Origin of the sequence: Bacillus halotolerans, from assembly GCF_001517105.1 — a bacterium.
GTDB lineage: Bacteria > Bacillota > Bacilli > Bacillales > Bacillaceae > Bacillus > Bacillus halotolerans.
In genome coordinates, this window is sequence record NZ_LPVF01000009.1 from 174,084 (window position 1) to 186,890 (window position 12,807).

The following is a 12,807-nucleotide window of genomic DNA, read 5'->3' on the forward strand; positions in this document are numbered from 1 at the left end:
TTTTCCTTATATTAGGGTGTGTCATGTCGATTTTTTTACTCTTGAATGGAATAACCCTTATCTGTATGACTCACTCAGGAAATCATTTATTCTTTCTAAGCTTTAGTTTACATGAAGTTCTCCTATCATATATAATTCAAAATTAAGATGTGAGACATCTCAAAAACAGATACCAACTATGGAGGACTACATGAATATTCAATTGTTACAGGTTTTTCTTACTACTGCTCGTGAAGGCAGTATTTCTAAGGCAGCTCAGACTTTAAATTATGCTCAATCGAACGTAACGAATAAGATACAACAACTAGAAACCGATTTACAGACAACATTATTCTACCGCCATAGTAGAGGAATCACACTTACTCCCCCTGGGCAAATTCTTGTTTCTTACTCAGAAAAAATTCTAAATACTGTTGAAGAGGCTAGAGCAGCCATGGGCAAATCATCCGCCCCTTCTGGACCTCTGCGTATAGGATCAATGGAAACAACGGCTGCAGTCTGGCTTCCTCAACTCCTTGCACATTATAATAAACTCTATCCAAATGTTGATTTAAACCTAGTAACCGGTCCTACGGAACAACAAATACAAGCTGTTTTACACTATGAGCTAAACGGTGCTTTTATTTCAGGACCTATTGAACATCCTGATTTAGTTCAAGAAAAAGTATTGGAAGAAGAGATGGTTCTGGTTACGAGTGCTTCACACCCTAATATTTCTACCATCCATGATGTTCAAACACAAACCATGCTGGTATTCCGTGAAGGGTGTTCTTACAGAGCAAAGCTCAATCATATCCTGCAAGAAGAAGGTTTATTGCCTGTAAAATTAATGGAATTTGGCATACTTGAAGCAATTATTGGCTGTGTTAGCGCCGGCTTGGGTATTTCACTGCTGCCTCGTTCAATTATTGCCGCGCATGAAAAACAAGGCCGCATCCGCAGCCATACGATCTCTGACAAGTATTCTTTAGTAACAACTATGTTTATTAGGCGAAAGGACACTTTAATTACACCTGCTTTATCTGCTTTTTTAACGAATATGAGGGATCATTTTCAGAAAAACATGAATTGACAAAAAGAAGGAAAACGATATATTTAAGCGAATACGAGTCTTTGACTAAAATTGAAAATAATCTTTTTTCAAAATTCATGTCTTAACGGGGGGATTCGGTATGAATAAATTTATGAAGAGGTTTTCCTTAACAAAACCAATTATTCAAGCTCCAATGGCTGGCGGTATTACAAAGCCGCGACTGGCATCTGCCGTTTCGAATCAAGGTGCTCTCGGCAGTTTAGCATCGGGATATCTTACGCCAGAATTACTAGAGCAACAACTGAAAGAAATGTATGAGCTGACAGACGCTCCTTTTCAAGTGAATGTGTTTGTTCCGTTAGGTCTAGAAATGCCGTCAGAAGATCAAATAGACTCGTGGAAAAAAAACATACCGTTAGCTAATCAAGTAAATCAATTCACATCTGTACAAGAAGAGTGGGATGACTTCTATCAAAAAATTGATATGATTTTAAGATACAAGGTAAAGGCTTGCTCATTCACTTTTGATCTGCCGCCGGAAGACGCTGTAAAGGAACTAAAAACTTCTGGTTGCTGTTTAATTGGAACCGCTTCAACAGTAGAAGAAGCATTGTTAATGGAAGAACGGGGAATGGATATAGTAGTCCTTCAAGGAAGTGAAGCCGGTGGACATCGTGGAGCGTTCTTACCTTCCAAAGGTGAATCTGCCATAGGTTTAATGGCTCTGATTCCACAAGCAGCAGATGCATTGAGTGTACCTGTCATAGCTGCTGGGGGAATTATAGACCATAGAGGAGTAAAAGCAGCTTTAACCCTTGGAGCCCAAGGCGTTCAAATTGGGTCTGCCTTTTTAATTTGTCACGAAAGTAACGCACATCCAGTGCATAAACAGAAAATACGAGAAGCAAACGAAGCAGATACAAAGCTTACAAAATTATTTTCAGGTAAAGAGGCCAGAGGAATCGTAAATAAATGGATGGAAGAAAAAGAACAGTTTGAAACACAAACCCTTCCGTATCCTTATCAAAATACACTAACGAAGGCAATGAGACAGCAGGCTTCACTTCAAAATAACCATGATCAGATGTCTTTGTGGGCAGGGCAAGGAATAAGATCATTGACTGAGGAAATGTCGGTTAAGCAGCTTTTAAATAAGCTTTGTCATGAAGATATAAAAATATAATGCATTTCATTGTTGATATAGCAAAAAAAGCAAACTTCGATATGTAGTTTGCTTTTTCTTCGTGATTTCGCACTCTGAATCGTTAAACCTAGTCGATATTAGGATGTAGATTTTCCTCATCCAAAGAATTTTGAACGAAGATCATTGCCCTAGACACTTGGTTGCGTCTTGAAGTTAAAGGCTGACTATTTCCTAAAGAGTCAATCGCTCTCACAACTATTAAATATTCACCTACAGATTTCGGGCGCCAACGGAAAGAGAATTTCTGCCACTCTACACTCATACGGCCTTCAACCTTGGCTTCTTTCCAATTCTCTCCTCCATCAGTAGATACTTCAACTGATACAATTGGATTTTCTGCCCATGTCCAACCGAAAATATCAATCTCTTCAAGTTCAACCAATTGTCCATTCTGCGGATGTACAATAATACTGTTTGGACTAACAGTCCATACCGGTGACTCTTTTAGTTGTCCATCTACTACTTCCCGGTCAACATAATATTTGGTAGTGAAAGCACTGTTGCTTCGGGAGTCTGAAACAGTCAAATGAGTCAGCCATTTTGTGGAATTAGTTCCATAATAGCCGGGAACAACAAGTCGAACAGGACCTCCTCTCTCTACAGTTAACGGCTCATTGTTAATTTCCAAAGCTATTAATACATTTGGATCTAACGCCTTTGCTAGGGGGAGATCTTTCTCGTATTCTGAATAGTATTCTTGGTTGTAAACTCCTTGATCAATACCTTTTGAGATAACATAGCACGCCTCTTCTTTTACACCTACCACACTTAATACATCTGTGAGTCTGATTCCTTTCCAAACAACGTTTCCAACTCTCCGTTGCGGCACTTTTGGATTAAGGGGATTTCCTGCACACTCATGAAACGCCATTACAGATGTTTGTGGAAATGCTTTTAAATCTTCCAAACTGAATTGATTCGGTCTATCAACCATTCCGTTGATACTTAGCATCCATTCACGATTATTAATATCAGGAATACCAAGATGCCATACTTTGAATAAATCCCCTTCCCTAGTAATTTTTCTCGAAAGGCTGTCTTTATCTTGATTCTGAATGAGCCCAAAACCCGAAAACTTCATTGGTTGATTCGATTTTGATGACTTCACCATATTACACCACCAACATTTTTACTATTAAACATTTCCACCCTATCTCTCCCTTCTCAAGCTTTGCTCTAAGGTAACATATTGAATTAAAACTATCCTATTCGAAAAATAGATATCTCCCATATTAAATTCGAATATTAAAATGGTTCTTTTTCGTTTGATTAAGATGATAGGAAGTCATATGATAAAAAAAGAATGAGATAGAAAGCGTGAAAAGTTATGAAAATAGGATTTTTTGATTCCGGAATAGGTGGAATGTCTGTATTATATGAGGCCATAAAAGTTCTTCCTTATGAAGATTACATTTTTTATGCAGACACTTTAAACGTTCCATACGGTGAAAAATCAAAGATAGAAGTTAGAGAATATATTTTTAATGCAGTTGAATTTATGGCCAGTCAAAATATCAAAGCTCTCGTTATTGCATGTAATACAGCTACTAGCATTGCGATAGAGGATCTTCGGAAAAATTTCGATTTTCCGATAATCGGAATCGAACCTGCTGTTAAGCCCGCTGTAAAAAACTGTGAAGACGAAAGAAAAAGAGTTCTCGTAGTTGCTACTAACTTGACGCTTAAAGAAGAGAAATTTCATAATCTAGTCAAAGAAATTGATCACCATGAACTTGTTGATTGCTTAGCTCTTCCAGGACTAGTTGAATTTGCTGAGAACTTTGATTTTAGTGAATACAAGGTCATTAAATATCTAACGAACGAGCTGTCTTCTTTTGATTTAAAACAATACGGGACCGTTGTGTTAGGTTGTACTCATTTTCCGTTTTTTAAAAAAAGTTTTGAAAAATTGTTTGGTATAAATGTTGATATTATTTCAGGCAGTATCGGTACTGCAAGACAGTTGAAGAAAATTCTTGCAGATCATAACCAGCTTGGTGAAGGATCGGGTTCAATCACCTTTTATCGTTCTGGTCATAAAATCGAGGACCAAGAAATCATATCAAAGTATAAAAATTTGTTTGAAATATTAGATGGAAATCAAAGGAGTCATGTTGGCCATGGAATTTAAGGCTCTGGTTATAAACAATGCAAATCATAATTTTTCAGTAAATGTCCAACAGTTAACTTCTTCTGACTTACAAAAGGGAGAAGTATTAATTCGTGTTTGTTATTCCAGTGTAAATTATAAAGATAGTCTTGCTGCCATTCCTGAAGGGAAAATTGTATCAACCTATCCATTTGTTCCTGGTATTGATTTATCTGGAGTGGTCGTTTCTTCAGAAGATGACCGTTTCAAAGTAGGAGACAAAGTAATTGCTACTAGCTACGAAATAGGTGTTTCCCATTTTGGAGGCTATAGTGAATACGCTCGTATTCCTGCTGATTGGATCGTCCCCCTTCCTGAGGGTCTTACTTTAAAAGATGCGATGATTATTGGTACTGCTGGCTTTACTGCAGCATTATCCGTACAGCGCCTTGAAGAAAACCATGTTACACCTAAAAAGGGTAAGGTACTTGTTACAGGAGCGACAGGCGGAGTCGGTAGTTTTGCTGTGTCTATGCTCTCAGCAGGCGGCTATCATGTTGAAGCAAGTACAGGGAAAGAAAAAGAAAGCAGTTATCTGAGAGAACTGGGCGCTAAAACTGTCATTCATCGGAATGAAGTATATAACGGTACCTTAAAACCATTGCAAAAACAAAAATGGGCAGCTGCTGTCGATCCTGTAGGCGGAGAACCTCTAGCATCAATACTTAGCCAAATTCAGTACGGAGGTTCAGTGGCTGTTAGTGGGTTAACAGCCGGTACAACGCTGCCAACCACAGTATTTCCGTTCATACTACGCGGAGTGAATTTGTTAGGAATAGATTCTGTTTATTGTCCAATGGAAACTAGACAAAAAACGTGGCAACGCCTAGCCAGTGAACTTAAACCAGCAAATTTAGAAAAATTCGTTCAGAATGAAGTAACACTTGATCAATTACCAGATGTTCTTCCTACCTTACTGAGAGGCGAAGCAAGAGGAAGAATTATTGTAAATTTGGTAGAATGCGATTAATATGAACTAAGAAGTGGGATTAAAAAGCCCACTTCTTTTCTTTTGCACCAACTCGATCTACGGCAAGTTTGAAACCACCATTTGAACACTGTCTTCATCTATGAAGTGAAGTGAATTTTTTAATGAGCTAATCCCCAAACCACTCCCCCTTGAGAGATTTTCCATGAAAACCAAAAAAGTTATTGCGTTCTCACCGAAAATTTAAATTGCGGTGCCCTATTGCCTTTTTCTCTCCCAAAAATAAGGTTATGCTCAAGGATTTAAAAGGGGATACTATTTATGTAGCATTTGATTCAATTGTTTCTGTTGATATCAAATAAAAAAACCTCCATTTATGAAGGAGGTTTAGGGTAGTATCATCAAGTTTGAAGACGATCTGAAGCAATATGAAATGTGTTTTGAGTTTGGTTCTCTGTGAAGTCGGTACCAAAACCACATACTAAAACAAATGACAAACCCAGGATAATGCTTAACCTCTTTTTAAAAGTCATACAGGCATTCTCCCCTTTGAATTTGTGTTTGAGTTTCAACCATTTTCTGATGATAAACATAAGATGTTTCAAATTCTTTTGAGTTTGCATAAGCAGCTGCGGTCTCACAGGCAATGTCTTCAACATAAGAATAGTTCTTATTCTTCTCTAAGTATTCTATGGTTTGATTAACTCCATGTTGATCCACCGCATCAACGTAAAGAGCTTTTAAATAACCCTGTAATTTAGCGAAAAGCTCATCACCTTGATAAATAGCTGCTGACAAACCTTTCTTACTTACTTGGATAGCTTCATTCATTTTTCCTAGTTTGAAAAGGATTTTTGCATAAGAAAATAATGAATGTGGCAAGTTTGTGAGCTTTTCTTTTTCTGTAATCTCCACAGCTTGCTTCAAGAATACTTCTGCTTGCTCGTAATCGCCACTGTCAGCAAAATTTGTGCCTAAATTATATAGTGCAGAACTGATCAACCTTTTGTTATTCAATTCCTTAGATAACTCTAATGCCTTTTCAAGATGCGGCTGACTTTTTTCATAACGTTTAAAATCAATATAATTTCCTGAGATAACAAACATACATTGAACTTTTCGCACCTTATAAAGTTCATATTGATTATAAATATCCAATGCTTGTTTAACGTGATGCATAGACACATGACTTTGCTTCATACCATAATATGCTTCAGCTAACTTAAAATGAAACTCTGCCCTTTCGATCTCATCAGGGACATATATAAGCTGCTTTTCGGCTTCTCTATAATAGTAGATAGCTTTCATGTATTGCTTCTTATCAAACTCGTACATCCCTCTGAAAAACAGAGAATAATACGACAACAGGCCAGATATGCCTTTATTTGAAGTCTCAATTTTCTCAAGAAGTTCCTCAATAGTTGGTCTTATACGTGTAGTTACGGGTTCCAAATAATCTAACATGAGCTGATGACGGAATTTCATTAGGGAGAAGTAAATGAGTAAATACTCATCTTCCTCCATCCGTTGGATTTCTTGCTCCACCTCTGCCTTTAAAATCTCTGCATCCGGGACACTAAATTGACGTATCATTTTATACCATTCATTGATCTTTACGCCAACTTCTGACGATGATAAAACCGGATTCACAGGACCCCTCCTTTTATGTCTTTTTATGTAATATTCTAACATTTCTAAAAAGTGTTCGGACCGCAAAAAAACCGCAAACATTTTCTTCGGTTCGTTCATAATAAAAAAGCAGGCATTATGCCTGCTTTTTTGTAAGGACTCTATCAATTAAAAACATAAATAAACTGAATAACAAGGACATAACTAACATGTCGAGTATAGTAATCCCCGAATCTCTTTTTATTCCAAAAAACAAAATAGCTTGTAAAACTAAAGAGACCAGAAAAAACAATATGTACTTCATACTTTTCATGTTAGAACATTTCCTTTACCTTTTTTAATCACCGATATAACGAACACTAAACCGAGCCAAACTTGCAGCTAAAACCAAACTACTTCACCTTTAATGGAATAGGCCTTTCCCTTTATGATTTTGATTAGACACGATAAAGAAGAGAATGATATATCGCCAATTGATGTCCTCAAATCGGAAAACGAAGAAGCCATCTTCGGTCCATTCGGCCTTGATTTGAGAAAGAGAAGAATGAAGGAGCCTTGGGATTTCGCGCGGCTATGTGTCATGGATTGTTAAGTGCCCATTGATCAAGAAGTTCTAGGTATAGAACGTCGAAAATTAGGAATATAAACAGAGAAAGATTACAAAACTGAAAGCTTAGCGTAATCTTTCTCTATTTTTTTTGTGAGTCCTTTATTTTATACTGTGCATACTGTGCCAGAAAGTAGAGGGAAATTCGTTTTGACTTATGGGCCGAATAAAAAAACAGTTTTACAAGCTCTGAAGGATTAAGATGAATTTTCGCCGCTCTTAGCAGGAAATAACATATGAAACTTAAAAATTTTCTAAAGGAGTAAATTATGAATTCATTTGTTTTAAAATTATTAGCCATCATTTTTATGGTATTTGACCACGTTTATACTTATATCCCCAAATATCCCATATGGTTCGGATACGTTGGAAAATTAGCGGCACCTATATTTTTCTTTATGATTGTTGAAGGATTTATTTATACGAGAAATCGGAAAAAATATATTATTCGGTTATTTGGTTTTGCGATTATAATGGTTGCATTAGATTATATACTTAAAATACCAAATAACATTTTCTTATCCTTAGGATGCGGTATAGTGCTGCTAACAGTCTTGGATTATGGTAAACGGACGAAAAAATACGCATTGAGTACGATTGCAGCTATTGTTATTGGTATACTTATGTTATTCACCGAAGCATCCCTATACGGTCTGGGGATGGTACTCATATTCTACTTCTTAAGAGAAAAGAAAGGCCTGAAGATTATTACTTATATCTTGTTCAGCTTGTTCTTCTTACTGACCAATTTAGGTGCACTGGACTTGTTTAACCAGTTGTTTCTATATGACTATCAATGGATGATGGTTTTCGCTTTCCCGTTCTTTCTCCTGTATAACGGTAAAAAAGGTTACTCAAGTACTTTTATGAAATGGGCTTTTTACGTATTTTATTCGTTGCACCTTACTGTGATAATCCTCATTAAAGAATTATTTATAGTATAATACTATTCACAAACATTCTGAAATTGTTTTCATGTAGCATGATATGCGCAGGCCGAACAACAATAGGACCACCTATCGAATCTTACGAATTGGTCAGCGGGATAGCTGGACAGATCCGGGATTTAAAGCGGTAGCGGCTACAGATCTACCCTCCCAAAAAATAGTGTATATACAAAAAGCAAATATCGAAAGGGGAATGCATGTATGAAATCTAAATTGTTTATCAGTTTATCCGCCGTTTTAATTGGACTTGCCTTTTTCGGATCTATGTCTAATGGCGAAATGAAGGAAGCATCCCGGAATGTAACTCTCGCACCTACTCATGAATTCCTTGTTTGATTCGATAAACAACATTAGTTCTAATTCCCTTTAGCCGTTGCATAACGGCTTTTTCTTATTTCTAATACTGAACATACATAAAGCTTTTGAGGTGAACATTTTGGACTTATTTGATGAATGCTTAGAAGCTCTAGGAAAAAACAAAGAAATCTTATCAGAAGAATTAACGGCAAAATATTATGAACTGCTTTCAAACAGTTTTCCCTTTACATCTTGGGGACGAATCAAGTGGGAAGAAGTTTGTTGTCACCAATTTATAGATTACGAGGAAGAGATTTACGATTGGCTAGCTAAACACCATTTTAAAGATAGAAACATTATCATCCTTTGGGGTTATGGAGAACAGCCAGCATTAAAAACCAGCATTGAGCATGCATTAAACGTAATTGATGATGTAACTGCCGTTGGATCAGATACTTTTATGTTTAGTGAATCTGGCTACATTATCGAATTTTTTCATGATGGCGATGTTACAATTGGAAAGCCCCCTTTCATTGAAACGATTAGTAAATAGGTAAAATAGCACAGATCGAATGATTCATTTCCACCCTTTGATCCACATAACAGTTAGTTTCATCATTCTTCCATGGTAATATTTTGTTATGACGATTAAATGAAAGGATATGATCATGAAAGTATTTGAAGCCAAAACCTTGCTCTCCGAGGCTGAAAAGCGAGCAAAGGAATACAAAGATTTAAAAAGTAAAATGGTCAAATTAAAGAAAGCGTTCAAAGCTGTTGCAGATTTAGATGATAGCGAGTTTTCAGGCAAAGGTGCTAATAACATCAAATCATTTTATGAAGATCAAGCTGGCATTGCTGACCAATGGATTGATTTAATTGAGATGAAAATTTCTTTCTTAACGAGTATTCCTGGTTTCTTAGAAGATGCCAACTTATCAGATGCCTACATAGAAGAAACCTTTTTAGCGCATGAGCTTGCTAACGCCTACACCAAATCAAACTCCATCATGTCTGAACAGAAAAAGGCCATGAAAGATATATTAAATGATATCAACGATATACTGCCCTTGGATCTGTTCTCGACAGAAACTTTTAAAGATGAACTTTCGTCTGCCGAAAAGAAACGTAAAGAAGCCATTGAGAAAATGGATGAAGTTGACGAAAATTTAACTTCAGAATACGGACTATCAGAAGCAAATGAACAAATGATTCAAGCTGATTATCAAGCTTTAATAAATGCGACAGCAAAAGGCAAAAGCGCCTCTCCTATTCACTATAATGCGAAGGCTTATAGAGACAGTGAGATTCACAAGATGACTGAGGATGTAAAGAAACAATCAACAGACTACATCTCTTTTAAGGACCAACAGGCGGAACAAAGAAGAATTGCAAAAGAACAAGAAGAACTGGCGAACAGACCATGGTATGAAAAGTCTTGGGATGCTGTTTGTAATTTTACAGGAGAGGTCTCTGGATATTATGATTATAAAAGAGCCGCTGATGGGGTTGATCCTGTTACCGGCGAAAAGCTAACTGCTGGACAACGGGTCGCTGCCGGTGCAATGGCTGCGGCAGGATACATCCCTATCGTAGGATGGGCAGGTAAATTAGCTAAAGGTGGAAAAGCTGTTTATTCAACAAGTAAAGCATTATATAGAGCAGACAAAGCTCTCGATGTATACAAAACACCTAAGACATTCCATGCTCTTCAAAACTCCAGCAAAGGACTTTATGGACTTGCTTCTGCAAATGGTTTTAGTGAGGCTATAACAGGACATGACATGCTCGGAAATAAAGTTTCTGATGAACAAAGACAAAATAGTATTAATTTAGCCTTGTCTGCTTTTGTTCCGTTTGGAGTCCATGGGGTAAGTGGGAAACTAAATGCGAAGTCTAAATCCACCAGCGGCATTGCAAGTGGCTCAAATAAAAATTATCATGAATCCAGAAGTGCTAGTCTAAGAGAAATCAAACGACAGTTAAATATCCCCAGAACGCAACAACCCGCTAGTCAAAAAATGGTTCCTCTAACGGACAGCAACGGTAATAGGATACTTAATGAGAAAAAACAACCTGTGATGACTCGAGAATTAACCTACGAAATTAATGGCAAAAAAATTGTAATACAAGATCACTCACATGGCCATGATTTTGGTGAGGGCGGCATTGGAAATCAACCTTCCCATCACAATGTTAGACCTGAAAACAATACACGAAATGGTAAAGTAGATGGTATGGAAGACCATTACTACTTTGATAGAAGAAACAGAAAATAATTGAAATAAGGAGCATTAAAATGATTAATGAAGAAAAATTCATGAATCCTCAAGCTATTATCAATATATTTGGGAGTATGCCCAATTTTACTGACGCGGAATTAATGAATGTTGAATTAAATAGAGATGGCCCCTGCTTATTTGTGCGTCTTATGACAAAAGAAGTTGTTGAGAATAAACCTAAACGCTGGGGAAAGTGGGATGTTGTTTATGTAGAAATGTCTTTTATAGGCGTTCAGGATTTACTGATAAAAAATTTAGGAACAAATAATATTGTTGATCAATTTGAAATTAGTGAACTTAATGGTAATGGCTCATTAAAAATAAAGTGCAATAATCAGATGCAACTCGAATGTCTTTTTGATTGGGCCAGAATCGAAAACATCACTCCAGGTTTATTGGGGATCTCTTAACTGGACAATATGACAGAGTGGAGATTTGCCGAAAAACCTATTGGGGAAACAACTGTTAAAAAAATCGAAAAGGCATTAGATATTAAGTTCCCTAGCGACTACGTTACAACTATATTAAACAACCATGGGGCGCGCCCAAGTAAAAAGATATTTGACTTTAAAAATACAAAAGGTGCTGTTTTTAATAGATTACATGGTCTAACTGAGGATAGTTCAAGCTTTATTCTAGAGGTCTTAGAAGATTATCAGGATGGAAGAATGCTTCCTGGGATAGTTCCTTTTGCTTGTGATCCTTTCGGTAACGAAATCTGCTTCGATTATCGTCTGAATAAAGAGAATCCGTCCGTAGTTTTCTGGGATCACGAGATTGCATATGAAGATCCTGATAAAGCTTTGAGTCATATATGTGATTCATTTACAGAGTTGGTTAATAAACTATACGAGGAATAAACGGATAAGACCTTTCCCCTTCTTTTTGAGGAGAAAGGCTCTTTTTATTTAATACAAGGGATGACTTTGCTTGGTATATAACAAGTAGGAGGTTAAACAATGCAAAGTATTAAATGGAGAAAACGAAGCACCTTTCAAGAGGCGACAAACAGTCAGATCAAAGAGGTAGAAGAGAAATTAAAAATCAAGTTCCCTACAGATTACAAAGAATTCATTAAAGACCATAATGGATGTTCCCCTATAGATAAAAAGGTTGTTTTATTACAAGATTCTCGAGAATCAATCAACAATTTACTGAGCATAGGAGATCCTACTCGGCCAATTGATCTCCTTAGTACAATTGATAATGTTAAAGACCGGTTAGTTGATAAGATCATACCTTTTGCTACAGATGCAGGGGGAAACCTCTTTTGTTTTGATTACAGAATGTCTTCTCAAGAACCCGTAATTGTTTTTTGGGATCATGAGATCGCTTATGAAGATAAGGAAAGTTCCATTAGCTATGTTTGTGATTCATTTACAGAGTTGATTAATAAACTATACGAGGGATAAACGGATAAAGCCTTTCCCCTTCTTTTTGAGGAGAAAGTATTAAAAGGTGGAAAGCTCTTCTTGTTATATAGGCTATATATGATTAATTAATTCGGTGTGAAATCTAATGGATAAAAAATAAAGAGTTAATTAACTATTTATTTCAGATCATTTAAAATGGAGTGATACTTTATAGAAAATCCTCAAAAAGATTATCAATTATTAGTAGACAGATTTAAAAAGAATGGACTAAATAAAAGTTTTGTTATTACTGTCCTAGCTAAATTCGCTTTAGATATTTCGACTTTATAAAAGTTTTAGATGGTTTCTTTAAAGAGGA

Annotated in this window: 13 protein-coding genes and 1 pseudogene; 11 read left to right on the top strand and 3 right to left on the bottom strand. The window is 36.5% G+C overall.

Annotated features, from left to right (window positions below; translation table 11 throughout):
- The first annotated feature begins 190 nt into the window (after positions 1–190).
- Together gltR and AU387_RS08580 are read left to right on the top strand one after the other, a co-directional pair.
- Positions 191–1,072, top strand: coding sequence for a glutamate biosynthesis transcriptional regulator GltR (gene gltR, locus AU387_RS08575; RefSeq protein WP_059335458.1), 882 nt, complete (start codon positions 191–193; stop codon positions 1,070–1,072).
- A gap of 100 nt (positions 1,073–1,172) precedes the next feature.
- A complete protein-coding gene (locus AU387_RS08580; protein ID WP_059335459.1) occupies positions 1,173–2,216 on the top strand; it encodes a nitronate monooxygenase in 1,044 nt (347 codons plus the stop codon).
- An 88-nt stretch (positions 2,217–2,304) separates the two neighbouring features.
- On the opposite strand, the gene AU387_RS21965 is transcribed toward AU387_RS08580, so the two are convergent.
- Together AU387_RS21965 and AU387_RS21970 are read right to left on the bottom strand one after the other, a co-directional pair.
- Positions 2,305–2,763 (bottom strand): molybdopterin-binding protein, encoded by a 459-nt coding sequence (locus AU387_RS21965; protein WP_241495293.1) that lies wholly within the window; start codon positions 2,761–2,763, stop codon positions 2,305–2,307.
- Positions 2,746–3,348, bottom strand: a pseudogene (locus AU387_RS21970) (molybdopterin-dependent oxidoreductase); the annotation flags it as partial. The pseudogene AU387_RS21970 and the gene AU387_RS21965, both read right to left, overlap by 18 nt.
- A gap of 216 nt (positions 3,349–3,564) precedes the next feature.
- Here AU387_RS21970 and murI point away from each other — a divergent pair.
- On the top strand, positions 3,565–4,368 hold the full coding sequence (murI, locus tag AU387_RS08590; protein WP_059335461.1) for a glutamate racemase: 804 nt from the start codon (positions 3,565–3,567) through the stop codon (positions 4,366–4,368).
- Positions 4,349–5,356: an NADPH:quinone oxidoreductase family protein gene (locus AU387_RS08595; protein WP_059335462.1), complete on the top strand. Its 1,008-nt coding sequence runs from the start codon at positions 4,349–4,351 to the stop codon at positions 5,354–5,356. Before murI ends, AU387_RS08595 begins: the two co-directional genes overlap by 20 nt.
- A 480-nt stretch (positions 5,357–5,836) precedes the next feature.
- Here the strand turns inward: AU387_RS08595 and AU387_RS08600 are convergent, their stop codons facing one another.
- The gene (locus AU387_RS08600; RefSeq protein ID WP_059335463.1) at positions 5,837–6,964 is read right to left on the bottom strand and encodes a Rap family tetratricopeptide repeat protein; all 1,128 of its coding nucleotides are present in this window, start codon (positions 6,962–6,964) and stop codon (positions 5,837–5,839) included.
- An 855-nt stretch (positions 6,965–7,819) separates the two neighbouring features.
- Between AU387_RS08600 and AU387_RS08605 the strand changes: the two genes are divergently transcribed.
- The 7 genes from AU387_RS08605 (at position 7,820) to AU387_RS08635 (ending at position 12,488) form a co-directional block, all read left to right on the top strand.
- Positions 7,820–8,494 carry a TraX family protein gene (locus AU387_RS08605; protein ID WP_082687866.1) on the top strand — a complete coding sequence of 225 codons (675 nt, stop codon included), beginning with the start codon at positions 7,820–7,822 and terminating at the stop codon, positions 8,492–8,494.
- A gap of 204 nt (positions 8,495–8,698) precedes the next feature.
- Entirely contained in the window at positions 8,699–8,833 is a 135-nt protein-coding gene (phrE, locus tag AU387_RS08610; RefSeq protein WP_014114495.1) for a phosphatase RapE inhibitor PhrE, read from the top strand.
- A 100-nt stretch (positions 8,834–8,933) separates the two neighbouring features.
- On the top strand, positions 8,934–9,347 hold the full coding sequence (locus AU387_RS22365; RefSeq protein WP_059335465.1) for a CDI toxin immunity protein: 414 nt from the start codon (positions 8,934–8,936) through the stop codon (positions 9,345–9,347).
- A 115-nt stretch (positions 9,348–9,462) separates the two neighbouring features.
- Positions 9,463–11,073, top strand: coding sequence for a T7SS effector LXG polymorphic toxin (locus AU387_RS08620; RefSeq protein WP_059335466.1), 1,611 nt, complete (start codon positions 9,463–9,465; stop codon positions 11,071–11,073).
- A gap of 20 nt (positions 11,074–11,093) precedes the next feature.
- Positions 11,094–11,486, top strand: coding sequence for an immunity 50 family protein (locus AU387_RS08625; RefSeq protein ID WP_014477420.1), 393 nt, complete (start codon positions 11,094–11,096; stop codon positions 11,484–11,486).
- A 9-nt stretch (positions 11,487–11,495) separates the two neighbouring features.
- Positions 11,496–11,936 (top strand): SMI1/KNR4 family protein, encoded by a 441-nt coding sequence (locus tag AU387_RS08630; protein ID WP_059335467.1) that lies wholly within the window; start codon positions 11,496–11,498, stop codon positions 11,934–11,936.
- 99 nt (positions 11,937–12,035) lie between these two features.
- Positions 12,036–12,488 carry an SMI1/KNR4 family protein gene (locus AU387_RS08635; protein ID WP_059335468.1) on the top strand — a complete coding sequence of 151 codons (453 nt, stop codon included), beginning with the start codon at positions 12,036–12,038 and terminating at the stop codon, positions 12,486–12,488.
- Positions 12,489–12,807 lie beyond the last annotated feature (319 nt).

What these genes read in the sequence shown, in the direction of transcription:
- AU387_RS08625 (WP_014477420.1), top strand. Translation starts at nt 11,094, where the DNA reads ATGATTAATGAAGAAAAATTCATGAATCCTCAAGCTATTATCAATATA.
- AU387_RS08595 (WP_059335462.1), top strand. Translation starts at nt 4,349, where the DNA reads ATGTTGGCCATGGAATTTAAGGCTCTGGTTATAAACAATGCAAATCAT.
- AU387_RS08605 (WP_082687866.1), top strand. Translation starts at nt 7,820, where the DNA reads ATGAATTCATTTGTTTTAAAATTATTAGCCATCATTTTTATGGTATTT.
- phrE (WP_014114495.1), top strand. Translation starts at nt 8,699, where the DNA reads ATGAAATCTAAATTGTTTATCAGTTTATCCGCCGTTTTAATTGGACTT.
- AU387_RS08620 (WP_059335466.1), top strand. Translation starts at nt 9,463, where the DNA reads ATGAAAGTATTTGAAGCCAAAACCTTGCTCTCCGAGGCTGAAAAGCGA.
- murI (WP_059335461.1), top strand. Translation starts at nt 3,565, where the DNA reads ATGAAAATAGGATTTTTTGATTCCGGAATAGGTGGAATGTCTGTATTA.
- AU387_RS08630 (WP_059335467.1), top strand. Translation starts at nt 11,496, where the DNA reads ATGACAGAGTGGAGATTTGCCGAAAAACCTATTGGGGAAACAACTGTT.
- AU387_RS08580 (WP_059335459.1), top strand. Translation starts at nt 1,173, where the DNA reads ATGAATAAATTTATGAAGAGGTTTTCCTTAACAAAACCAATTATTCAA.
- gltR (WP_059335458.1), top strand. Translation starts at nt 191, where the DNA reads ATGAATATTCAATTGTTACAGGTTTTTCTTACTACTGCTCGTGAAGGC.
- AU387_RS08635 (WP_059335468.1), top strand. Translation starts at nt 12,036, where the DNA reads ATGCAAAGTATTAAATGGAGAAAACGAAGCACCTTTCAAGAGGCGACA.